This window comes from Faecalibacterium duncaniae, from assembly GCF_010509575.1.
GTDB classification, from domain to species: Bacteria; Bacillota; Clostridia; order Oscillospirales; family Ruminococcaceae; genus Faecalibacterium; species Faecalibacterium duncaniae.
In genome coordinates this window covers 2658448-2681458 of the sequence record NZ_CP048437.1, presented here as the reverse complement: position 1 = coordinate 2681458, position 23011 = coordinate 2658448, and the positions used below count along the sequence as shown (strand labels likewise).

Annotated in this window: 25 protein-coding genes, 1 tRNA gene and 2 other annotated features (1 of these 28 cut by a window edge); of the genes, 15 read left to right on the top strand and 11 right to left on the bottom strand. The window is 55.6% G+C overall.

What is annotated here, in order from left to right:
• Positions 1-56: a binding site (T-box leader), on the top strand (it extends 204 nt beyond the left edge of the window).
• A 113-nt stretch (positions 57-169) separates the two neighbouring features.
• The 6 genes from GXM22_RS12855 (at position 170) to GXM22_RS12830 (ending at position 6642) form a co-directional block, all read left to right on the top strand.
• On the top strand, positions 170-1096 hold the full coding sequence (locus GXM22_RS12855; protein ID WP_035394877.1) for a MetQ/NlpA family ABC transporter substrate-binding protein: 927 nt from the start codon (positions 170-172) through the stop codon (positions 1094-1096).
• Positions 1097-1246: 150 nt separating this feature from the next.
• Entirely contained in the window at positions 1247-2260 is a 1014-nt protein-coding gene (locus GXM22_RS12850; protein WP_005935238.1) for a methionine ABC transporter ATP-binding protein, read from the top strand.
• A complete protein-coding gene (locus GXM22_RS12845; RefSeq protein WP_005935240.1) occupies positions 2257-2913 on the top strand; it encodes a methionine ABC transporter permease in 657 nt (218 codons plus the stop codon). The genes GXM22_RS12850 and GXM22_RS12845 overlap by 4 nt, the downstream gene beginning before the upstream one ends.
• A 195-nt stretch (positions 2914-3108) precedes the next feature.
• Positions 3109-4383 carry an O-acetylhomoserine aminocarboxypropyltransferase/cysteine synthase family protein gene (locus tag GXM22_RS12840; protein ID WP_005935242.1) on the top strand — a complete coding sequence of 425 codons (1275 nt, stop codon included), beginning with the start codon at positions 3109-3111 and terminating at the stop codon, positions 4381-4383.
• 171 nt (positions 4384-4554) lie between these two features.
• Entirely contained in the window at positions 4555-5493 is a 939-nt protein-coding gene (metA, locus tag GXM22_RS12835) for a homoserine O-acetyltransferase MetA (protein ID WP_005935244.1), read from the top strand.
• Between the two features lie 117 nt (positions 5494-5610).
• Positions 5611-6642 carry a DmpA family aminopeptidase gene (locus tag GXM22_RS12830; RefSeq protein ID WP_035394880.1) on the top strand — a complete coding sequence of 344 codons (1032 nt, stop codon included), beginning with the start codon at positions 5611-5613 and terminating at the stop codon, positions 6640-6642.
• Positions 6643-6720: 78 nt separating this feature from the next.
• Here GXM22_RS12830 and GXM22_RS12825 read toward each other — a convergent pair whose 3' ends face one another.
• Genes GXM22_RS12825 through GXM22_RS12815 form a run of 3 tightly spaced genes read right to left on the bottom strand, consistent with a single transcriptional unit; the run spans position 6721 to position 8922 of the window.
• Entirely contained in the window at positions 6721-7596 is an 876-nt protein-coding gene (locus GXM22_RS12825; protein ID WP_005935248.1) for a LysR family transcriptional regulator, read from the bottom strand.
• Positions 7597-7607: 11 nt separating this feature from the next.
• On the bottom strand, positions 7608-8300 hold the full coding sequence (gene tsaA, locus GXM22_RS12820) for a tRNA (N6-threonylcarbamoyladenosine(37)-N6)-methyltransferase TrmO (protein ID WP_005935250.1): 693 nt from the start codon (positions 8298-8300) through the stop codon (positions 7608-7610).
• Position 8301: 1 nt separating this feature from the next.
• Positions 8302-8922, bottom strand: coding sequence for a LexA family protein (locus GXM22_RS12815; protein ID WP_005935252.1), 621 nt, complete (start codon positions 8920-8922; stop codon positions 8302-8304).
• A gap of 183 nt (positions 8923-9105) precedes the next feature.
• Here GXM22_RS12815 and GXM22_RS12810 point away from each other — a divergent pair, with 183 nt between their 5' ends.
• On the top strand, positions 9106-9345 hold the full coding sequence (locus GXM22_RS12810; RefSeq protein ID WP_099357280.1) for a helix-turn-helix domain-containing protein: 240 nt from the start codon (positions 9106-9108) through the stop codon (positions 9343-9345).
• On the top strand, positions 9345-9638 hold the full coding sequence (locus GXM22_RS12805) for a hypothetical protein (RefSeq protein WP_005935258.1): 294 nt from the start codon (positions 9345-9347) through the stop codon (positions 9636-9638). Before GXM22_RS12810 ends, GXM22_RS12805 begins: the two co-directional genes overlap by 1 nt.
• Before the next feature lie 39 nt (positions 9639-9677).
• On the opposite strand, the gene GXM22_RS12800 is transcribed toward GXM22_RS12805, so the two are convergent.
• Positions 9678-9842, bottom strand: a complete 165-nt coding sequence (locus GXM22_RS12800; protein WP_035394833.1) for a FeoB-associated Cys-rich membrane protein — start codon at positions 9840-9842, stop codon at positions 9678-9680.
• Between the two features lie 158 nt (positions 9843-10000).
• Between GXM22_RS12800 and GXM22_RS12795 the strand changes: the two genes are divergently transcribed.
• The 5 genes from GXM22_RS12795 to GXM22_RS12775 all read left to right on the top strand — a co-directional run bounded on the left by GXM22_RS12795 (position 10001) and on the right by GXM22_RS12775 (position 12523).
• Positions 10001-10077 (top strand) — tRNA-Val (locus GXM22_RS12795).
• Between the two features lie 271 nt (positions 10078-10348).
• Complete coding sequence (locus GXM22_RS12790) at positions 10349-10831, top strand: GNAT family N-acetyltransferase (protein WP_005935263.1); 483 nt, start codon at positions 10349-10351, stop codon at positions 10829-10831.
• Between the two features lie 235 nt (positions 10832-11066).
• A complete protein-coding gene (locus GXM22_RS12785; RefSeq protein ID WP_005935267.1) occupies positions 11067-11348 on the top strand; it encodes a type II toxin-antitoxin system prevent-host-death family antitoxin in 282 nt (93 codons plus the stop codon).
• Positions 11338-11634 (top strand): type II toxin-antitoxin system RelE/ParE family toxin, encoded by a 297-nt coding sequence (locus GXM22_RS12780; protein ID WP_005935269.1) that lies wholly within the window; start codon positions 11338-11340, stop codon positions 11632-11634. Before GXM22_RS12785 ends, GXM22_RS12780 begins: the two co-directional genes overlap by 11 nt.
• Positions 11635-11758: 124 nt before the next feature.
• Complete coding sequence (locus GXM22_RS12775) at positions 11759-12523, top strand: nucleoside phosphorylase (RefSeq protein WP_005935271.1); 765 nt, start codon at positions 11759-11761, stop codon at positions 12521-12523.
• 215 nt (positions 12524-12738) lie between these two features.
• Here the strand turns inward: GXM22_RS12775 and GXM22_RS12770 are convergent, their stop codons facing one another.
• A complete protein-coding gene (locus GXM22_RS12770; protein WP_005935273.1) occupies positions 12739-13683 on the bottom strand; it encodes a bile acid:sodium symporter family protein in 945 nt (314 codons plus the stop codon).
• A 106-nt stretch (positions 13684-13789) separates the two neighbouring features.
• Positions 13790-14046: a binding site (T-box leader), on the bottom strand.
• Positions 14047-14355: 309 nt separating this feature from the next.
• Between GXM22_RS12770 and GXM22_RS12765 the strand changes: the two genes are divergently transcribed.
• Together GXM22_RS12765 and GXM22_RS12760 are read left to right on the top strand one after the other, a co-directional pair.
• The gene (locus tag GXM22_RS12765) at positions 14356-14844 is read left to right on the top strand and encodes a DUF6514 family protein (RefSeq protein ID WP_005935277.1); all 489 of its coding nucleotides are present in this window, start codon (positions 14356-14358) and stop codon (positions 14842-14844) included.
• A 78-nt stretch (positions 14845-14922) separates the two neighbouring features.
• Positions 14923-15237 (top strand): hypothetical protein, encoded by a 315-nt coding sequence (locus tag GXM22_RS12760; protein WP_097773328.1) that lies wholly within the window; start codon positions 14923-14925, stop codon positions 15235-15237.
• Positions 15238-15324: 87 nt separating this feature from the next.
• Here GXM22_RS12760 and GXM22_RS12755 read toward each other — a convergent pair whose 3' ends face one another.
• The 6 genes from GXM22_RS12755 to GXM22_RS12730 all read right to left on the bottom strand — a co-directional run bounded on the left by GXM22_RS12755 (position 15325) and on the right by GXM22_RS12730 (position 22794).
• Positions 15325-16695, bottom strand: coding sequence for an NCS2 family permease (locus tag GXM22_RS12755; RefSeq protein ID WP_005935280.1), 1371 nt, complete (start codon positions 16693-16695; stop codon positions 15325-15327).
• A 235-nt stretch (positions 16696-16930) separates the two neighbouring features.
• Positions 16931-18079 (bottom strand): hypothetical protein, encoded by a 1149-nt coding sequence (locus GXM22_RS12750; RefSeq protein WP_005935284.1) that lies wholly within the window; start codon positions 18077-18079, stop codon positions 16931-16933.
• 17 nt (positions 18080-18096) lie between these two features.
• Complete coding sequence (locus GXM22_RS12745) at positions 18097-19548, bottom strand: MBOAT family O-acyltransferase (RefSeq protein WP_005935286.1); 1452 nt, start codon at positions 19546-19548, stop codon at positions 18097-18099.
• A 169-nt stretch (positions 19549-19717) separates the two neighbouring features.
• Positions 19718-20329: a recombinase family protein gene (locus GXM22_RS12740; RefSeq protein ID WP_035394836.1), complete on the bottom strand. Its 612-nt coding sequence runs from the start codon at positions 20327-20329 to the stop codon at positions 19718-19720.
• Positions 20330-20413: 84 nt separating this feature from the next.
• Positions 20414-20872 carry a large conductance mechanosensitive channel protein MscL gene (mscL, locus tag GXM22_RS12735; protein ID WP_005935290.1) on the bottom strand — a complete coding sequence of 153 codons (459 nt, stop codon included), beginning with the start codon at positions 20870-20872 and terminating at the stop codon, positions 20414-20416.
• A gap of 230 nt (positions 20873-21102) precedes the next feature.
• The gene (locus tag GXM22_RS12730) at positions 21103-22794 is read right to left on the bottom strand and encodes a M3 family oligoendopeptidase (RefSeq protein ID WP_035394885.1); all 1692 of its coding nucleotides are present in this window, start codon (positions 22792-22794) and stop codon (positions 21103-21105) included.
• Positions 22795-23011: the final 217 nt, after the last annotated feature.

Genomic DNA, 23011 nt, shown 5'->3' with positions numbered 1-23011 from the left:
TGAGGGGACAGTAAACCAAGGTGGTACCACGGAAGTTTTACGCTTTCGTCCTTGTGGGTGTATGCCCGCTGAGGACGGAAGCGTTTTTTATTTTGCTTCCGGTGCAAAGGGTGCGGATTGTGCCGCACCGCACAAAAACATTTTTGTAAAAGTAGAGAGGGAAAACAAAATGTCTAAGATCACTCGTCGTAATTTTCTGAAAGTTTCCGGCGTGGCCGCTGCTGCCGCTGCCCTGACCGCCTGCGGCGGCTCTTCCTCCACCGCAAGCTCCGCCGCTTCCGGCGCTGCATCCTCTGAGGCTGCCTCCACCGCTGCCAAGCTGGACAAGATCAAGGTCGCTGTTCCCAACGATACCACCAACGAGGCCCGCGCTCTGACCCTGCTGGAGAAGAACGGCTTCTTCAAGCTGAAGGCAGATGCAGGCCTGACCGCCACCAAGAACGACATCGAAGAAAACCCCCTGAACGTCAATGTGGACGAGGTCGAGGCTGCTCAGGTGCCCAACGTCCTGCAGGATGAGGACTACGCTGTCATCAACTCCAACTACGCCATCTCCGCCGGTCTGGACCCCATGACCGACGCTCTGGCCATGGAGGATGGCACCTCTGCCTACGTCAACGTTCTGGTCTGCAAGGAAGGCAATGAGGAGGAGCCCAAGATCAAGGCTCTGGTCGCTGCCCTGCAGAGCCAGCAGGTCAAGGACTTTATGACCGAGAGCTACGGCGGCGCTGTGGTCTCCGTTGTGGAAGACCCCACCGACGGCTATGATCCTTCCATCGATTATGACGCACTGAACGGTGAGACTGTCAGCTGCGCTGCCACCCCCGCTCCCCACTGCGAGATCCTGGAGGTCTGCAAGCAGATCCTGGCCGACAAGGGCATTACGCTGGACATCCAGGAGTACGATGACTATGTGATCCCCAACACCATCGTTGAGGATGGCCAGTGCGATACCAACTACTTCCAGCATCAGCCCTACCTGGACAACTTCAATGAGGAGAAGGGCACCCACCTGGTCTCCGTTGCCGGTATCCACGTTGAGCCCATGGGCATCTACGGCGGCAAGCAGAGTGACCTGAGCCCGATCGAGGGTTAAGCGAACTCCCCCAGTCACCTTGCGGTGACAGCCCCCTCGGGGAGGGGGCCTTTGCCTGACCGTTCTGTTTCAGGCTCCCTCTATGAGGGAGCTGGCAAATCCGTAAGGATTTGACTGAAGGAGCTTATTCAACAGCAAGGAGCAATTTCTGTGATCGAGATCAAACACCTTTCCAAGACCTTCCAGATGAAGGACGGCGCAGTGAATGCGCTGAAGGACATCAACCTGACCATCCCGGATGGCTCGATTTACGGCATCATCGGCATGTCCGGCGCGGGCAAATCCACGCTGGTGCGCTGCATCAACCTGCTGGAGCGCCCCACCGAGGGCAGCGTGGTCATTGACGGCGTGGAGATGGAAAAGCTCACGCCTGCCCAGCTGCGTCAGCGCCGCCGGGAGATCACGATGATCTTCCAGCAGTTCAACCTGCTGATGCAGCGCAGCTGCCTGAAGAACATCTGCTTCCCCATGGAGCTGGCAGGTGTGAAGAAAGAGGAAGCCGAAAAGCGCGCCAAGGAACTGCTGGAAATGGTGGGCCTGCCCGATAAGGCCAACGCCTACCCGGCCCAGCTCTCCGGCGGCCAGAAGCAGCGCATTGCCATTGCCCGCGCACTGGCAACTGACCCCAAGGTCCTGCTCTGCGATGAGGCCACCAGCGCGCTGGACCCCAACACCACCCACTCTATCCTGACCCTGATCAAGGACATCAACCGGAAGCTGGGCATCACGGTGGTGGTCATCACCCATCAGATGAGCGTTGTGGAGGAGATCTGCGATCACGTTGCCATTCTGGACGGCGGCGTTGTGGTGGAACAGGGCGAGGTGAAGGAGATCTTCGCCAACCCCAAGACCGCCGCGGCAAAGCGTCTGGTGGCTCCCAACGGCGGCAGCGCAGCCCGCGACCTGTCCAGCTTTGCGCCGGACGATCATGTGGTGCGTGTGACCTTCAACGGTTCTTCCGCCGCAAAACCGCTGGTGGCAAGCCTTGCCGCCGAAAAGGGCATTCTGGTGTCGGTGCTCAGCGCCGATACCCGCGACCTGAGCGGCCAGTGCTACGGCTCCATGCTGCTCAAGCTGCCCGCTGACCTGGACGAAGCAAAACAGGCTGCTGCCTACATGCGGGCACAGCCCGGCATTACGGTGGAGGAGGTGACTGGAGAATGACCATTGCAGATTATGGCTTTGCCATCTGGGAGACCTTCTATGTGACGTTGCTCTCCACCGCGTTCTCTCTGGTCATCGGCCTGCCGCTGGGCGTGCTGCTGGTGGCCGGTGATAAGGACGGCATTTTGCCCCTGCCCGGCTGGCTGATGCACCTGCTGAATATCATCATCAATATCCTGCGCAGTGTGCCTTTCCTGATCTTGATGATCTGCGTTTTTCCGCTGACCCGTATCATCGTGGGCACCACCGTAGGCACCAAGGCCACCATCGTCCCGCTGGTGGTCGCGGCCTTCCCGTTTGTGGCGCGTCTGGTGGAGACCAGCCTGCGCGAGTTGGATGAGGGTGTGGTGGAAGCCGCCCAGAGCATGGGCGCGACCCCGTTCCAGATCATCACCAAGGTAATGATCCCCGAGTGCCTGCCCGGCCTGATCTCCAGCATGACCACAGCTTTGACCACCATTCTGGGCTACTCGGCCATGTCCGGTGTCATTGGCGGCGGCGGCCTGGGCAAGATCGCCCTTTCCTACGGCTACTACCGCTATCAGACCAACATTATGATCGTCTGCGTCATCCTGCTGGTGCTGCTGGTGCAGATCTTCCAGACCGTTGGCACCTTCTGGGCCGCCAGAAGCGATAAGAGGCTGAGGAAGTAACTCCTTCAGTCGCACTTCGTGCGCCAGCTCCCTCGGAGAGGGAGCCTTAAAGCCTCCCTCTTTGACGGAAGGAGTTCTCTCCTCATTTCGCCCCGGACGGGAAGTAAAATTCAACGTTTCAATTCCCCGCCGGAGGCATGTGCTCCTGCGGGGAATTGTACTATTCGGACAAACCCAGTAAAGGAGTATGTTGCAATGAACCGTGATACCATCTGTGTGCAGGGCGGTTATACGCCCGGCAATGGCGAGCCCCGCCAGATCCCCATCATCCAGTCCACCACCTTCAAATATGCCACCAGCGAGGATATGGGCAAGCTGTTCGACCTGGAAGCCGACGGCTACTTCTACTCCCGCCTGCAGAACCCCACCTGTGACCTTGTGGCCAAGAAGATCTGCGAGCTGGAGGGCGGCACCGCCGCCATGCTGACCTCCAGCGGTCAGGCAGCCAACTTCTTTGCCCTGTTCAACCTCTGCGAGGCCGGTGACCATATCGTGGCATCCAGCACCATCTACGGCGGCACCTTCAACCTCATCTCCGTCACCATGAAGAAGATGGGCATTGAGGCCACCTTTGTGGACCCGCTGTGCACCGAGGAGGAGCTGAACGCTGCCTTCCAGCCCAACACCAAGGTAGTGTTCGGCGAGACCATTGCCAACCCCGCCCTGACCGTGCTGGATATCGAGAAATTTGCCAAGGCTGCTCACGCCCACGGCGTGCCCCTGATCGTGGACAACACCTTCCCCACGCCGGTCAACTGCCGCCCCTTTGAGTGGGGCGCGGATATCGTGACTCACTCCACCACCAAGTATATGGACGGCCACGGCGCTGTGCTGGGCGGTGCCATCGTGGACGGCGGCAAGTTCGACTGGATGGCCCACGCCGAGAAGTTCCCCGGCCTGTGCACCCCGGACGACAGCTACCACGGCATCACCTACGCCGAACGCTTCGGCAAAGAGGGTGCCTTTATCACCAAGGCAACAGCTCAGCTGATGCGGGACTTCGGCTCCATGCAGTCCCCGATGAATGCCTATATGCTGAACCTCGGCCTGGAAAGCCTGCATGTCAGGATGCAGCGCCACTGCGCCAACGGCATGGCTGTGGCAAAGTTCCTCGAAAGCCATCCCAAGGTGGCCTATGTGAATTACTGCGGCCTGGAGTCCAGCCCCTACCACGCACTGGCTGAAAAGTATCTGCCCAATGGCAGCTGCGGCGTGGTCAGCTTTGGTCTGGCCGGCGGCCGCGAAGCCGCCAGCATTTTTATGAAGGAGCTCAAGCTGGCCGCCATTGAGACCCATGTGGCCGATGCCCGCACCTGCTGCCTGAATCCGGCTTCCAGCACCCACCGCCAGATGAACGATGAGCAGCTGAAAGCCGCCGGTGTGCCCGCAGAGCTGGTGCGCATGAGCTGCGGTCTGGAAAGTGCTGAGGATCTGATCGCAGATATCGCACAGGCTTTGGATAAGATTTAACGGTCTCGCCCTCTCAGTCACCTGCGGTGACAGCTCTCCCAAGGGGAGAGCCAATTGCGGCCCATGGTCAGCAGATGCTGAACCTGGGAGATGCGCTGCCTCCCCCTTTGGGGGAGGTGGCATTGCAGAGCAATGACGGAGAGGGCAATCCATCTAAAGGAGTAACCATCTATGCCCCTCATCATCCCGAAAACGCTCCCCGCCTACGATGCCCTGTACGAGGAAAACGTCTTTGTCATGCACCGGGAGCGGGCAGCGTCCCAGCATATCCGCCCGCTGGAGATCCTGATCCTGAACCTGATGCCCACCAAGATCGCCACCGAGACCCAGATTGCCCGGCTGCTGGCCAACACGCCGCTGCAGGTGCACATGACCCTGCTGCAGACGGTGAGCCATGAGGCAACGCACGTCTCCGCGGCCCATCTGGAGGCCTTTTATAAGACCTTTGACGAGGTGAAGCATAACCGCTACGACGGCATGATCATCACTGGCGCTCCGGTGGAGACCATGGACTTTGAGCAGGTGGATTACTGGCCGGAGCTGTGCGAGATCATGGATTTCAGCGAGACGAACGTCTATTCCACCCTGCATGTCTGCTGGGGTGCGCAGGCGGGCCTGTACTACCACTACGGCATCCGCAAGGAGCTGCTGCCTGCCAAGATGTTCGGCGTGTTCGAGCACCGGGTCATCCGGCCCTCCAACCCGCTGGTGCGCGGCTTTGATGAGGTGTTCTATGCCCCCCACAGCCGCCACACCGCCATGAGCCGGGAAGATATCGACCACTGCAGTGCGCTGCGCATCCTTGCCGAGAGCGATGAGGCAGGGCCTTTCCTGATGAGCACCGAGAACGGCCGGCAGATCTTTGTCATCGGCCACCCGGAGTACGACAAATACACGCTGGATGCGGAGTATAAGCGGGATGTTGCCAAGGGTCTGCCCATTGCAGTGCCCAAAAACTACTACCCCAACGATGACCCCAGCCAGCCGCCGCTCTTCCGCTGGCGCGCACACGCCCATCTGCTGTATGAAAACTGGCTGAACTACTACGTCTACCAGAACACCCCCTATGATCTGGGAGAGATGCAGCGCGTGAAGCACTCTGAGGGGTGAACCCGCTCAGCCGCCTGCGGCAGTTCCCCCATGGGGAAGCCAGGTTTACGCACGACTGTTTTTCTGCCTCTCCTATCAGGAGGGGCGGTATTGGAAAGCAATAACGGAGAGGTATTTATGGGAATCGATAAGAATGAATGGGGCTTCCGGGTGGGACATCTGCCCCACGGGGAACGCAATAAGATCAGTGATGTGCCGGGCGTGACAGTGGGCCATTGCACACTGGCGGATGGCGATATCCAGACCGGCGTGACTGCGCTGCTGCCTCACCCCGGGGATGTGTTCCATGATAAGGTGCTGGCGGCCTGCCATGTCATCAACGGCTTCGGCAAGACCACCGGCCTTGTCCAGATTGATGAGCTGGGCACGCTGGAGACCCCCATCCTGTTTACCAACACCCTGAGTGTGGGCACCGTGGAGACGGCGCTGGTCAAATATATGCTGGAGCGCAACCCCGATATCTGCGAGACCACCGGCAGTGTGAACCCGGTCGTCTGCGAGTGCAACGACTGCGGCCTGAACGATATCCGGGGCCTGCATGTCACTGAGGCGCATGTGGCTGCCGCTCTGGCAGACTGTAAAGCAGATTTCGCCGAGGGTGCAGTGGGTGCCGGACGCGGAATGCGCTGCCACGGGCTGAAAGGCGGCATCGGTTCCGCCTCCCGGCTGGTGGAGCTGGACGGTAAGTCTTACACCATCGGGGCACTGGTGCTCTCCAATCACGCCACCTTCGATGACCTCATCGTGGCGGGCACACCCATCCACGAGCTGTTGGAGGCCCGCATCCCGCCCCATGAGGACAAGGGCTCCATCATCACGGTGCTGGCAACAGATATCCCCCTGAGTGAGCGCCAGCTGCGGCGGCTCTGCCACCGGGCGCTGGTGGGGCTTTCCCGCACCGGCAGTGCCTGCGGCAACGGTTCGGGTGAGATCGTTCTGGCCTTTACCACGGCCAACCGGATGCCGCATTACTCGGACAAAGCCCTCCTGCCCATGGAGATGCTCCACGATGATGCCATCAACCCGCTGTTCCGGGCGGTGGCCGAGTGTGTGGAGGAAAGCGTCCTGAGCAGCCTGCTCCACGCCGAGACCGTCACCGGCTACCATGGCCGGACGGTGCAGTGCCTTTCCGACCTGTTGAAAAAATAATGTAAATAACAAGCCTTTCCGTATGGTGCACCTCGCAGTGTGACACCAGCGGAAAGGCTTGTTTTTTTATCGTTATCTTTATTTCTGCACCAGCGTGATGAATGCTTTCATCTGGGGGGTGAGCCATTTATCCCTGTGGTAGAACAGCTGCCGCCGCATCTCCACGCGGCAGGCGGGGACATTCAGGCGGGCCAGCGTTCCGGCGGCGAGGGCATTCTGTACGATGTACTCGGGCAGGAAGGAAAGCCCCATGCCGTGCTCGACCATCTGGCAGAGCAGGGAAGCACTGCCCAGCTCGAGAAAGGGCTTGATGGCCAGCCCCTGCGCTGCCATGCACTGGTCGAGGGCATCGCGGTAGCTCATGCCCCGCTCAGTCAGCAGAAACTCCTGCCCGGCCAGTTCCTGAAGCGTGACTTCCGCCTGCCCGGCCAATGGGTGCCCGGCGGGGGCCACCACGCAGATTGGCTCCGGCTCATCCACGGCCAGCACGAAGCTGGGCTGCAGCAGCGGCTTGTCCAGCGTGTAAGCCAGATCGATCTGATTGGAGCCCAGCATCTGGAGCATCTCATCGTCGGTGGCGGTGCGGAGCACCAGCTCCACCTGTGGGCAGAGGGCGTGATACCGCTGCAGCAGGTCGGGCAGAAAAGTGCTGCAGACCGAATCTGCCAGTGCCACCCGCAGGGTGCCGCTGACCTGCCGGGCAGGCTGCAGGGCCGCTTTGGCCTGCTCGGCTGTGGCCAGCAGGGAGCGGGCATAGGTCAGAAAGGTCTGCCCGGCATCGGTCAGGCGGACCGTTTTGCCCACCCGGTCGAAGAGCGGCGTTTCCAATTCGGCTTCCAGCTGGGCCACCTGCGCGGAGACTGCCGACTGGGAATACCCCAGCTCCCGTGCCGCACGGGAAAAGCTGTGCAGCTCCGCAATATGCAAAAAGGTGTTGATGGTACGCAGTTCCACGGCGGCACCTCTCAGCGGCGGGTGATGCCGGTCACGGTCAGAACAGCACCATCTACGACAAAATGGACTTCCAATCCCGAAAATTCCATTCCGTATACCCGCTCCGGGTCGTGCTGGTAGGAGGGGCGGGGGTCGTTTTCCAGCACGCCCCGCAGGCCGTCCCGCTCGGCAGCGGGTACGGCTTCCCACAGCTCCGGCGGGCATTCGACCCGCAGCCTGTGCGTCTGGGTCTGTGCCGTGAAGCCTGCCGCTGCATCCGGGTGACAGTCGGCGTAGGGGATGTAGGGCTTGATGTCGTAGATGGGGGTGCCGTCCATCAGGTCTGCGCCCCGCACGATGAGCACCGGGCCCACCTCGGGGCGGTGCTCGATGGCCTCCAGCCTGACGCTGGAAAGGCCCAGCGGATTGGGCCGGAAGGGGGAGCGGGTGGCAAACACGCCCATCCGGGTGTTGCCGCCCAGGCGCGGGGGCCGGACGGTGGGAGACCAGTTCTCCCGCACCGCGCCGGAGAACTGCCACACCAGCCAGATGTGGCTGAAATCCTCCAGCCCGCGCAGGGCATCGGCGTTGCGGTATTCCGGGGTGAAGATGATCTCGCCCCGCAGGCCGTCCACCAGCCCGCTCTGTCGGGGGATGCCGAACTTGGTGGGGAAGGCGGTGTGGATGTGTGCGATGACCTTCAGGGTCATGGTTTCGTTGCTCATATTATAAACCTCTGCAGAAGCCCACGGCTCTGCCCTCAATCTGGATCTCGTTCAACTGTGGCCCGGCATAGATCATGGGCGGGCAGACGGCGGCGTTGTCGGCCAGAAGCATAACGGTGTCGCCCTGCCGGTGAAAATGCTTTAAGGTGGCCTCGTCGCCGATCCGCACGGCGGCGATCTCGCCCTGCTCCACCTCGGGCTGGCAGCGGATGCAGACGATGTCACCATCGCAGATGGTGGGGGCCATGCTGCTGCCGTGGCAGGTCAGGGCAAAGTCGGCGTGCCATGCGGCAGGAACGCCGATGTAGCATTCGATGTTCTGTTCGGCGGTGATGGGGGAGCCGCAGGCAATGCTGCCCACCAGCGGTACCCGCACCATTTCGGGCAGGGGCTCAAACCCCGGCGGGACAAACGCAGTGTTTTCCAGCCCCATCAGCCATGCGGGGGTGGTCTCCAATGCAGCGGCAAACTCCTCCACCTTGGACTGCGGGATGTCGTTGACCCCTTTTTCCAGCTTGGTGATGGAGGATTTGGAACGGTAGCCCATCCGCTGGGCAAGCTCTTCCTGAGAGAGCCCCAGCTCGAGCCGACGCTGTAAGATACGGCGGGAAAGTTCTGACATGGCAGAGACCTCGCTTTTCCTGAAAAAGAATGTTCTGCCGTGAGTATATCAGAAAAGTTCTTAAAAATCAACGATTTTCGCGCGATTTTGGTAAAATAGTTGACAAAAAATCAACATCGAACTATAATACAACCAAAGATTGTGAAACGACGCGCAGAGATCCAGATGAAAGGAGAACCTTTGATGACAAATACCACACAGATCCGCGCCTACATTGAAAGCCAGGGCCTCAAGCTGGGCCATGTGGCACGGGTGCTGGGCATCAGCAGCAGCGCCCTGCATCAGAAGCTGAACGACGAGAGCGATTTCAAAGTCAGCGAAGCCGACCGTCTTTCTGCCATGCTGGGGCTGACCATGGAGCAGCGGGATGCCTGCTTCTTTGGCCCGGGCACCCGAATGTGCCAAAGAAAGGGGGCGGCGTGATGACCGCTGAACAGCGCAGAAAGACCCGGGAGGCCCTGCAGAACTACGGTACCCGCCAGTGGGCCCGCAGCCCGGCCAATTGGGGCTGGGCCCGGGCCATCCAGCAGACGCAGGAGTATTACCGCACCGCTGACCCCATCCGTGCAGGCCTGCTCCAGCTGCGCTACCTGGAGCGCCGCAAGGAGGAAGACGTGCTGGAGCGGCTCTGCATCGGACGCACCACCTACCAGAAAGCTCAGCTCGATCTGCTGAGCACCGTAGCCGTTTTTGCCGCCCGCTACGGTGCCCTGTGACGCAAAATGCCCCCGGACAGCCATCCGGGGGCATTGCAGTCAGCGCGTTTTCTTTTCCGGAGTATCGCAGTGCTGGTGGCAGGAGGCACAGTTGCCGCCGCAGCCTTCGCCTTTCCAGCCGCCCTGCTTGGAGATCCAGACCACTGCCAGGGCAAACAGCCCTGCCAGCACCAGAATGGTAATGATCCCACGAAGTGTCAGCATTGAAAAAACCTCTCTTTTTGCGCTGGAATGCGCAATTTCAGTATACACCATTTTGCGCAAAAGAGCAACTGCCTCGCAGTGGGAAAAAATTGCGAAAAAATCAAAATTAGGGCTTGCCAATCCACTTCGGTTGTGGTATAATTCTCTTGTTCCGATTCGGAGGATTAGCTCAGCTGGTTAGAGCACCTGCATCACACGCAGGGGGTCTGGGGTTCGAGTCCCTAATTCTCCACCATACAGTTCGTACCCGAACCCGATTCTTTACGAAAAAGGGTTCGGGTACTTTTTTGTTTATTGAAGTTTACCGCAGCAACCGAACGGTAAATGAGCAAAGGCAGGGTATCACCATGGCGGTGGTATCCTGCCTTTTGTGCTATATGGTGCGTTTGGGGGGAATCGCTGCGTATGCAGGAAAAAGGGCAAGCTCTGACATATAGGGGTGTTCTTTCCTTGGCGGGTGTGATATACTCGGCTCAACAAATCGGAATTTAGCGAGGTAAAGATATATGCTTCATTTAGAAAAAGTAAATGGTAATAATGTCTGGGATATCCTGAAACTGACGGTATCGGAATCGCAGAAGAACTTCGTTGCCACCAATGAGATCAGCATCATTGAAGCGTATACTGCAATTACGGGAAACGGTCATGCATTCCCGTTTGGTATATATGATGAGGATAAGCCTGTAGGCTTCCTGATGATTGGTTTTGATGTTGATGATTATTGGACGGATGCACCTGAAATTGCAAAGGGAAACTATAATCTGTGGCGTCTTATGATCGATAAGGCATATCAAAACAGAGGGTACGGGAAAGAAGCGGTCAGCCTTGCATTAGAGTTCATAAAATCTATGCCTTGTGGAGAAGCGGAATACTGTTGGCTATCATATGAACCCGATAATGCAGTTGCCCGTCAGATGTATCGCTCTTTCGGTTTCGAAGAAACCGGTGAAATGGACGGCGAAGAACTGATCGCTGTTCTGAGACTGTAATTAACAACTTCCAGTTTGTCGCAACCTCAACAGCAGGGTTTGGGGCAGGCACGCCCCAACAAGAACACTTCAAAAACGCGGAAGCGTTGCAGAAGTGCAGTCCCGGAAGGGCAGAAAATTTTCAAGAATTGAAAATTTGTGGCCACGGGACGATTCTTGCTCTCACCGTCAGAATCATCCGCCTTGCATTCGTAGTCATTTTGTGATACAATCATCCCGATAGGAGGTGTCTCGTATGATGCAGACATTCGTTCGCCCTTCCCGGGATCTGCGCAACCATTACGCCGAAATTTCGGAGATGCTCAAAGACCACGACCATGTGATCATCACGAATCATGGCCGTGGAGAATCCGTTCTCATCAACATTGAGGACTACGCCAAGTACGAAGAGTTTTTGCACCAGCGATATGTTGCCGAGGCACTTGCCAAGGCAAAACAGCAAGCGGCTGACCCCGACACGCAGTGGGCAGACCACGAAAGCGTATGGGAGACGCTGGGCAAGCAGTATGACGTATAAGATCAAATATCTGCCCCTTGCTGTGCAGGACCTGAACGATATCGCCCGGTATCTGTCTGGCTTTTACCCTAAAACAGCCAGCCGTGTACTGAAAGAGCTGCGGGAGAAGATCACAAAATTAGGCGATACCCCGAAAATGTGCGAGGTCTACCACCTTGACCCTGCTTATCGTAGGATGGTCGTTGACCAGTATCTTGTGTTCTACCGCGTCAACGATGAAATAAAGACTGTGGAAGTCCACCGTGTGTTGCGCGGTGCTTGGAATTTGCCGCAGTATCTGGAATAAATTCAGGTTCGACTGCTGTGGACAATGCTCCACCATACAGTTCGTACCCGAGCCCGATTCTTTGTGAAAAAGGGTTCGGGTATTTTTATTTTGTGCAGCAATTTGCAGGAAGAGGAAATTCTCCATGATACAAAAACATGATCTTCCCATTCTTGAATACGATTTTGATTCGATTGAGGTCATCAGGCCCAATCATGGCGCAGAGCAGCTCGTCCTTCCGGAAAAATGTGTGTTTGGTTTTCTGGGTGATGTGATTGATGATTACGCATTTGAAATGGATGCAGTCATTGCCGAACACTTTGAAACCATTACAAAAAGCTATCCTGTTTATATCGTCCATCAAAATGGGCTGGAATTTTGCCTGTGTCAGGCACCGCTGGGAGCTGCCGCGGCTGCACAGCTTCTGGATTTTTTGATCTCCTGCGGATGCAAAAAAATTATTGCAGCCGGTTCCTGCGGAGTGCTGACCGATTTGGACGAAAACGAATTCTTGATTCCAATCAGGGCGATGCGCGATGAAGGCACTTCGTATCATTATCTTCCAGCCGCTCGGTTTGTTGATTTGGAGCCTTCCGCAATAAAAGCCATTGAGCAGACTTTTTGTGCGTTGAATATTCCGTTTCAAAAATGTATCACATGGACAACGGATGGTTTTTTCCGAGAAACACGAGATATGGTAGAATATCGCAAATCCGAGGGCTGTGCCACAGTTGAAATGGAGTGTGCTGCACTGGCCGCCTGTGCCCAGAAGCGTGGTGCAGTCTTTGGCCAGATTCTCTACACTGCCGATTCCCTTGCGAATGTTTATGTCCATGATGAGAGAGATTGGGGAAAGGGCTCTTTGCGGAAAGCGCTGGAGCTTTGCATCAATGTTCTTATCACCATGTGACGATTCACCACCATACAGTTCGTACCCGAACCCGATTCTTTACGAAAAGGGTTCGGGTACTTTTTTGTTTATTGAAGTTTACCGCAGCAACCGAACGGTAAATGAGCAAAGGCAGGGTATCACCATGATGGTGGTATCCTGCCTTTGCTATTATAAGTTCAGCAGATTGAAAGTTATAACGGAAGCCTCCGGGCGTTCGAGGTTCTTACGAACCATCAGTCCTTCTTCTCTGCAGTGCGGGCAAAGAAGTTGGCAAGGACAGCACCGGAAATGTTATGCCACACAGAGAACACCGCACCGGGGATGGTTGCCAGCGGATACTGTGCAAAGTGGGCAGCGGCCAGAGAGGTGGCCAGACCGGAGTTCTGCATACCGACCTCGATGGAAATTGCACGGCACTTGGTGGAGTCCAGCTTCAGCAGCTTGCCCACGCCAAAGCCGGTGAGATAGCCCAGCAGGTTGTGCAGGATGACCACGGCCAGGATCAGCAGGCCGCTGGTCATGATCTTAGCGGAGTTTGCGGACACAACGGCGCAGATGATGAGCACGATAGCAGTGGTGGAGATCAGCGGCAGCACACGGACGGCATTCTGGGTGAAGGCGTGGAAGAAGTGATTGACCACAAAGCCCAGTGCGATGGGAACCAGCACCACCTTGACGATAGACAGGAACATATTCACGGGGTTCACCTCCACGCGCTGACCGGCATACAGCAGAGTGAGCAGCGGGGTGAGGAACGGAGCCAGCACGGTGGAAACAGCAGTCATGCCAACGGACAGTGCAACATCGCCCTTGGACAGATAGGTCATCACGTTAGAGGAGGTGCCGCCGGGGCAGGTGCCCACAAGGATGACACCGATGGCCAGCTCAGTGGGCAGATGGAACACCTGCGTCAGCGCCCATGCAAGGAAGGGCATCAGCGTGAACTGTGCGATGCAGCCGATGATCACGTCCTTCGGGCGGCTGAACACCACCTTGAAATCCTCCGGCTTCAGGGTAAGGCCCATGCCGAACATAACGATGCCCAGCAGGGTGTTGACCCATGCGGTCTTTACCACGCTGAATGTGCCGGGGAAGAACAGGGCCAGCGCTGCCACCACAATGACGATGCCAGCCATATACTTGCCTACAAAGTCGCTTACTTTTTCCAGTGTTTTCATGTTAAACTCTCCTTTTCCAGGTCCTGATTTTTGCGGATGCAAAGGCAATGAAACATCCGGAAAATGGCTTTCCCGCAAACAAAAACGCCTTTGTCCCTTACGGTTTGTAAGAGACAAAGGCGTAGATCCTCTGCGGTACCACTCTTATTGCCGGTGCAAAGCCCGGCCCCTCAGTGCGCATCCAACAATGCGCGGCCCGTGATAACGGGGGCCTGCCGTTCCCGCTTACTGGGGCGCAGATGCCGCCCATTCAGCCGGAAAGCTCGGAGAGGATCTTCCCACGGACACCCTGCACTGCCTTGCACCATCCGGCAGCTCTCTGCAGCATTCTTTCCGGGTACTCTTTCTCGTCATAGCCGAATATTTCACTGCCCCGGAGTATACTCCCCTGCAAGGGGAAAGTCAAGTGATACGGCCCGTCGGATTTTTCATCTGGTTTGCATCCGGAGTGAAAGCATTTCAGACAAGGGCAGTGCCGGGGTCTGCGGCAGACGATGCGGAGGCAAAGCAGAATGAGCCGCCTTATCCGCACAGCGAACAAATGATATACCAGAAAGTCCGATCTTACGACCAATTTTGCAACTTTTTCTGCTAAAAAGTGGTTAAGCTGCGGCAAAGATTTTTCTTTTATGCTTTCGGCTTTCTGTGAAACATTCTTTCATCTGTTGCTGCGTGAAGTTGATTTTCCAAAAATTTTCTACGATATTCCGTAAAAATATTCATTTCCATTTTCCGGTTCGTATTTTTACTGCACCACCGGTTTCACCGGACATGCAAAACACGCCGCCAAATTTTGAAATTTTGGCTGTTTATTTTGATGCCAAGAGATGGTATATAAATTTTGTCAGAACATTTTGTGGGCAGCGAACCTGCATTCACGCAGCCGTTTCAAAGCGGCGTGACAATTTTGATAGAGAGGTGATTGGTGTGTTTTGGTATCATTGTGTTATGGAACGACTTTATCATCCCGCGTGTGGTGCGTATACATCCTTTGGCATCGCCGCGTGTTCTACATCTCACGGACGACACCGAAAACTGCGGTTCATCTCAGATGTCTCCGTTGACCCGGTGCGGGTCCTTCGCCTGGCCGCGCGCTGTACCGCGTGCCAGCTCGATCCGTCCCAGCTGATGGATGTGGTGGAGGATCTGCTGGCGGAATAAGGCCGCTTTTTGCGGGAGGAGTTTTTTCTGTCACAATTCTATGGTATACTGGTAGAAAAAACGCCGGAGGATACCACCATGGCAGAAATGAACCAGGCCCAGCGGGAGGAAGAGCTGGCCCGCCGTGAGGCACTGCTTGCCCAGCGGGAGGCCCAGCTGGAAAAGGAGCAGGCAGAACTTGCCGCCGCCAAAGCCCAGAGCGCTGAGAGAAAAAAGACTCTGCTGGACAACAACGACCCGAATTTCGTCAACCCCAAGGAAAAGCTCTACGACAAATTCCCCCTCACGGTCCACCAGATGGACATCATCATTGGGGTGCTGTTTGCCCTCATTCTTCTGTTTCTGGTGCTGGGCATGACGCACACCAGCTTTTTCGGGCTGTTCGGCGGCTGAACCCTGCCCGCCCCACCCGCACAGGAACCAATAAACGCACGAAAGCCCCGGCCGGAGCCGGGGCTTTCTGTTTGCTGCAAATGCCTGTTACAGCAGGACGTATTTCAGGATGAACAGAACGGTCAGCACATACATCAGGGGGCTGATCTTCTTCTCCTTGGCCTTGCCGGTGAGGACATTCAGCAGGGTCCAGGAGATGACACCGATGGCGATGCCCTCAGAGATGCTGTATGCAGTGGGCATTGCCAGGATGGTCAGGAATGCGGGGATGCCCTCAGCAGGATCGTCGAACTCGATCTTCAGGGCAGAACCCATCATGTAGAAGCCAACGATGATCAGGGCCGGAGCGGTCGCAAAGCTGGGGATGGTCAGGAACAGGGGGCTGAACACCACGGCCAGCAGGAACAGCACACCGGTGGTCATGGAGGTCAGGCCGGTGCGGCCGCCCTCGGTCACGCCGGAAGCGCTCTCGACGAAGGTGGTGGTGGTGGAGGTGCCCAGCACGGCACCGGCGCAGGTGGCGATGGAGTCGGCCATCAGCGCGCCCTTGATGTTGGGCAGCTTGCCCTCCTCATCCAGCATGTCGGCCTTGGAAGCAACACCGATCAGGGTGCCCAGGGTATCAAACAGGTCAACGAAGAGGAAGGAGAACATCACGGCGAAGAAGTTCAGGATGCCCACGCCGGAGAAATCGGTCTTGAACACCTGACCAAAGGTCTTGCCCAGAGCAGAGAAATCGAAGCTGATGAAGCTGGTAGGGATGACGCTGTACATGCCGGCATCGGGGTTGGGGATGTAGATGCCGGTCAGCTCGCAGAGGATGCCCAGCACCCAGGTGATGAGGATGCCGTACAGGATGCCGCCCTTGACCTTTTTGACCAGCAGGATGGCGGTGATGAGCACGCCCACCAGAGCGAGGATCGCACCCACGCCGATGCTGTGGAAGGTCTCGCCCTTGAAGTGCTGATAGGTGACAAGGGTGGAATCGCTGTTCACGATCAGCTTTGCGTTCTGCAGGCCGACGAAAGCAACGAACAGGCCGATGCCCACGCTGACAGCGCTCTTCAGGGTCATGGGGATGGCGTTGAAGATGGCCTCACGCACATTGGTCAGGCTCAGCACGATGAAGATGATGCCCTCCACAAAAACGGCCATCAGGGCCAGCTGCCAGCTGTAACCCATGGTCAGGACGACCGTGTAGGAGAAGTAGGCGTTCAGGCCCATGCCGGGAGCCAGAGCGAACGGATAGTTGGCCAGCAGAGCCATCAGGGCAGTGCCAACGAACGATGCCAGCGAGGTGGCGATCAGGACCGCATTGGCATCCATGCCAGAAGCGGAGAGGATGCTGGGGTTGACCGCAAGGATGTAGGCCATCGTCATAAAGGTGGTGACACCCGCCATGAGTTCGGTCTTGACATCGGTGTGGTTTTCTTTCAGGTGAAAGATCTTTTCTAACATGAAAGTTCCTCCTGTGTTATAGTAAAAACAAAAACCGCCGCGTGGGAACCGGCGGAAAGAACAGCTCCCATTGTAGCAGAACTGTTCCTACCTGTCCATGGTCGAAACACAGAAAATTCACGAAAAGTTCAAACTTTCTTGTATAGGTATGACTTATCCGAGGGCTTTTTGGCGTTTTATGGAAATTTTTCTTTCCGGTCATAGAGTTTGTGCATGTCGGAGAAAGATTTGAGTGTCATTTCATACTGCTCACTTTGTGTTCCATGAGATATTCCGCAGTCTTGTCGTCGGCATAATCAGGCTGCGCATTCAGGCGGGTAATATTCTCTTCTGTGATGTTGGCATAGAATGCACGCTCTGCCTTGAGATAGTCCTGATAATTTTCCTTCGTCAGCAGCCCTACCCCATCGTGCATCCACCGGAGCATGGCACTGTTGACCCATTCACCGTAGTGAATCGTATCCTTATAGTTGTTCAGGTCTGTGGTCAAGGCGGTATCATTGTTGAACGAATACAGATGAATGTTCGGATGCTCCAGAATCAGTTCAATGATATACTGTTCTGCTTCCAGCTGCCGGTAAAGAGTTCCTTCATTGGTGATGCTGTTCCACCACGCAATGCTGTATGGTGAGAAGAAATAGTAGAAGTCCACATCCGGGTACTGGTCGGCCAATGAAGTTACGTTCTGCGTGATCTGCTGTGTGATCGTCTGCCTTTCCTCTTCGGTCAGATGCTTTTCTTCGGCAGGAACAGTATAGACAAGACCGTTCGGTGCCACCGTGTCGATGCCAAACGTATAATACTGATTCCATCTCGCGTAATCATCGAACGAGGTGATGCCCGGGGTAAAGCCCGGTGCATCATTTTGCCTCATCATGGCATAAACACGGCCAAAGAGCACATCTTTGTTATACACATATTGGACATCATTGAACGGGTTTTCGTCATAAAGATAGGTCGGATATTTGCCCAGATCCTCCCGCATCCGGTTCGGGGAATCGAAGAAAAAGCCCATATCCAGGCAGCGGACAATGGTTTTCAGGTTCGGGTTATGCCGCAGGGCAATTTTCAGGTTGTCGTTCATCTCCTTGTAGGAACCGCCGGAATAGGAAACCTTGATAGAGTGGACATCGAAGATCTCATCAAGCTCCGAGGTCTTGAAATTTTCCGTCATAGAGGTTCCGGTGATCAAGGCGTTATAATCAAAGTGCTTGCTGATACCGTCATTCTGGCTGCGCTGGTTGTTCAGCACATAGTAATAGGCGCTGGTATCCGGCTTGTGATAATGAAAATAAGGATCGACTTTATAGACTTCATATCCGATCAGACCAAGGGCCGCTACCACAAGAACAGCCCATCCGGCCAGCCATGTTTTTGCTTTCATGCAAGATTCCCCTCTCCTCAGAAATTGAAATAAACGAATACAGATTCCGCACTCAGGCAGATAAAGCTCCAGACAAAGGCAACTGCCGCCAACAACATCGTAAAACCAGAGTTCTGCATCCGTTTCTTATAATTGTTTTCAGGAACAAGGCAGAGTAACAGGGAGCCAAAAACAAACAACAGCATCCAGAAGCCGTGCATTCCGTTGGTCAGTCTGCCGATATGGAGCACATCTGTCAGGAAGCCTGCCTCTGGTAGAACAAAGCTGTTGAGCAGACCCTCACTGATCGAGGTGCTGTTAAACTGTGCAATCGTTTTGATGATCTGCTTCCATTGTCCGATGGAATCTGAGCGGAACAGCAGCCAGAGGACATTGACGCAGAAAAAGGAAACTGCCCAGCGGACAGGCTCAAAAATCTTTTCCTCCAGCTTTCCGAATATCCGGTCAAATACCATCATCAGGCCATGCAGAATGCCCCAGAGCAGGAACGTCCAGTTCGCACCATGCCATATACCGCTGATAACAAAAATGATCATGGTGTTCAAATATGTAAAGAACAGGCCTTTCCGACTGCCGCCCAGTGGAATATAGACATATTTCGTAAAGAACTTCGTCAGCGAGATATGCCAGCGCTTCCAGAAATCACGGATAGACAGCGCTTTGTAGGGCGAATCGAAGTTGATAGGGAGATCGATGTTCAACATCATGGAAACACCAACAGCCATATCACTGTAACCGCTGAAATCAAAATAGATCTCAAACGTATAAAACAGCATCACCAAAAGCCAGTCCATTGCTGTGGCCACGCCAAGGTTACTGTACCCCCATGCGACAGCTGCAGCAAAGGTGTCAGCAAGCATGACCTTCTTGAACAGGCCGAAGCTGAAAATTTTTACACCGCAGGCCAGGTTGTCCCAGTTGATCTTTTTTCGGTCAAGATCATTGAGCTGCTCCACAAAGTCCACCGGTTCCATCAGCGGGCCCATCAGCAGCTTGGGAAAATATGTGATGTAGGCCAGATAATCGATCAAGTCTGCTTTGAGCAGTTCCTTACGGTACACCGAGACAAGATATGCGATTTGTTGGAACGTGAAAAAACTGATGCCCACTGGCAGAAGCAGAGTTTTCAGGGCATGTTCTGTATGGAACAGTGCATTGTAATTGGTGATTGCAAAGTTGAGGTACTTAAAATAGAGCAGCAGCGCAGCATTGATGCAGACCGGTACTGCCAGGAAAAAACGCCGCCAACGGAGCTTTTCGCTCTCAAGCAGTTTTGAAAAGATATAATTGACCAGCAGGCTCAGCCCAAGGGGCAGCAGTGTTCTCGGTTCAGCATACGCATAGAAAAACAGGCTGGCTCCGATAAGCACAAGTTTGTTCCATACAGGATGGACACGCCCCAGCGTAAAATAGCCCAGTAGGACAAGGGGCAGAAAGCACAGGATGAACAAAAACGAATTGAACTGCATAGATTCCTCCGGATTTCAAGAAAGTGTACTTTTTTAAAATCCACGGCACAGAGGATACTTCTGTGCAAGTGCTTGCAAAATCACTCAATATATGTAGATTTTAGAGGAAACTGTGCTATAATAATCATTGTTTGTCTGAAAATAACCACTTGCGGAAAAGTACACCTTTTTAGAGAGGCTTCTCTTTCTCCTGCTTTTTCGCCCGATAATAAAAGCTGCTCACAGGCATACTGCACGCTTCTGCGGCTTGCTTGCCGGAAAGTTCTCCTTTTTTCCAACGTTCGACCGCCAGAAAAAACGACTTCGGCAACGGCTTTGGCGGTCTGCCCAGACGAACCCCTCTGGCTTTTGCAGCAGCAATTCCCTCAGCCTGCCGCTGACGGATATTGGAGCGCTCGTTTTCTGCCACAAAGGAGAGCACTTGCAAAACGATATCACCCAGGAATGTTCCCATCAGATCTTTGCCGCGTCGGGTGTCCAGCAGCGGCATGTCCAGCACAACGATATCCACCTCCCTGTCTTTGGTCAGATACCTCCACTGCGCCAGAATCTCGTCGTAATTGCGGCCCAGCCGGTCAATGCTTTTGACATAGAGCACATCGTCTTTTTTGATGCGGCGCAAAAGTGCCTGATACTGTGGACGGTCAAAATCCTTGCCGGACTGCTTATCAAGGTAAATGTTCTGCTCCGGAATTCCGAAGGCGCGCAGCGCCAGTTTCTGGCGCGCTTCATTCTGTTCCCGCGTGCTAACCCTGATATATCCATAGTCTGTATTTGCTATAAAATCGACCTCCTATTCACAAGAAAGCGCCCCCGCTCACTGCGATCTTACAGTGAACGGGGGCGCTGTGCTTTTTCAGGGAACTCAGTCGTTGATCTCGGGGAAGCCTTCCAGCTTGGAGGTGCACTGGGGGCAGCGCACGGCCTTGATGGAGATCTCGCTCTGGCAGTAGGGGCAGACCTTGGTGGTCGGCTCCGCAGGAGCTTCCTCGGCCTCTTCCTTCTTCTTGTTGAACACGGCGTTGAAGGCCTTCAGCACCAGGAACAGCACAAAGGCAACGATCAGGAAATTGATGATCGCGCTGATGAACGAGCCGATCTTCAGATCAACATCGCCGATCTTGACAACAACTTCAGAGAAATCGTTGTTGAAGAACAGACCGATCAGCGGATTGATGACATCGCCCACCAGAGAATTCACGATTGCCGTGAATGCCGAGCCGACGACCACACCAACTGCCATATCCAGCACGTTGCCGCGCATGGCAAAGGCCTTGAACTCCTCAAAAAACTTTTTGACACCCTTGATCTTTTGTTCTGCCATATTGCAATACCGCTCCTTTTCACACCCCGCAATGGGATCTTGTTGGTTCTATAATAATAGAAAAGAGCGGGTTTGGCAAGAGGTAAACCCCACCGTCAATGCTTCGCATTGCCACCGCCCCTAATAGGGGCGGCCCTGGCGTTACGGAAAGCTCTGCGAGTTTTCCTATATGCCAAAGGCCCCACTACTAGGGGGGCTGGCGAGCGAATGCGAGCCTGGGGGGTTAAGCCTTACACCTGATGCTCTGCGATCCACTGGCCCATCTGCTGGGCGATGGCCTTGATCGAGCCATCCTCAAAGGGAACCTTCAGCCCGGCGGTCTGCATCAGCTCCGTGTAGCTGGCCAGACCGGCGCGGCGCACCAGCTTGAGGTAGCGCTCCCAGGCATCCTTGTGGTCCTTGAGGCTCAGCAGGAAGAACTGCAGTGCTGCCATGGTGGACAGGCAGTAATCAATATAGTAGAAGGGGCACTCATAGATGTGGAGCTGGCGCTGCCAGCCGGCACCGCGGCCATAGAAGGGCAGGTTGTCGAAATCGATCCAGGGGCGGTACTTGTGCTCCAGTTCCAGCCAGACGGCGTTGCGCTCGTCCGGGGTGAGGTCGGGGTTCTGGTACATCCTGTGCTGGAACTCGTCCACGATGCAGCCATAGGCCAGGAAGAGGAAGCTGTCCTCGGCGTGGAGCAGGGCGTATTTCTCAGTGTCCTTGCCAAAGAGCAGATGGTGCCAGGGAGCCGTCAGGAACTCCATGGCCATGGAATGGATCTCGGCGCTCTCCATGCCGGGGCACTCGAGGTCTGCGGGGACCTTGGGGTCACGCTCGGCCACATAGCCCTCAAAGGCGTGGCCGCACTCGTGGGTCAGCACGTCCACGTCTGCGGAGGTGTTGTTCCAGTTGGCAAAGATAAAGGGGGCCTTGTAGGTGGGCAGGCTGGTCATATAGCCGCCGGACATCTTGCCGGGGCGGCTCTCCACGTCGAACAGCTCATTGTCCTGCATGAAGTCAATGAATTCTGCGGTCTCGGGGCTCAACTCATGGTACATGGTGCGGGCAGCGGCCATCCGGGCATCGTAGCCGGGGATGGGAGAGGGGTTGCCGTCCTGAAACGCCACAGGCAGGTCGGAGAAGGTCAGGTGGGAGATGCCGGTGCGCTTGCAGCGCAGCTCGATCACCTTTTTCAGCTCAGGCACCACATCGCTGGCCACCTGGTCGCGGAACTTCCGGATCTCGGCAGGGCCGTAGCCGATGCGGTTCATCCGTACATAGGAAAGCTCGCTGTAATCGTGGTAGCCCAGGATCTGCGCCTGTGCGTTCAGGTTCTTGACGATCTTAGTGTACAGGCCGTCCAGCTCGTCACGGTGGGCATCGAAATACGCGGCCTCGGCCTCGTAGGCGGCGCGGCGGACGGCAGGGTCCAGGTTCTCCTTATAGGGGCCCAGCTGGGGAATGGTCAGCTGCTTGCCGTCAAACTCGACCAGTGCGCCGCCGTACACCTGCTGGTACTGGCTGACAAGGGCGTTGTACTCCTTCTGCAGTTCCACGGTGCGGTCATCCATGCCCAGCACGGCATTTTTCATGCCAGCCACGCAGGTGGTGCCAAAGGCTTCGGTCAGCGCGTCCACATGGGCGTTGGCCAGAAATGCCCGGCTGATCTCCACCCGTGCGTTCTCCACGGCGGGACCGTTGGCATCAAAGAAGTCCTGCTCGGCCTTCCAATAAGCGTCACGGGTGTCGCAGGTGTAGTGGATGCTTGCCAGCTGTGCGGCGGTGCTGTAATCGGCAAAGGCGCGGCTCTGCTCGTAGTAAACATTCACCAGCTCCTCGCCGCTGGCAGCCCCGGCGGCCTTGGCGGCCAGCGCCTTGCACTGGCCCAGCAGGGCATTAATGTCCGGGCGGGTATAACTCATTTCGCTGAATTTCATGGGATCCATCCTTTCGTTCCTTCTTGTCTGAGTGCTGAATCCATATTAGCACGTTTTGGGAAAAAGGGCAATGGAAAAGAGGAACTGCCCCTGTGGAGGAAAGTGTGTCAGAATTGTAAAAGATAAAATATTTTAGCTATTATTCTTGACTTATCCGACGATTCAGATATAATGGTCGTGTTCGCAAGAAGCCTCAAACTTTTTAGATAATAAAAAT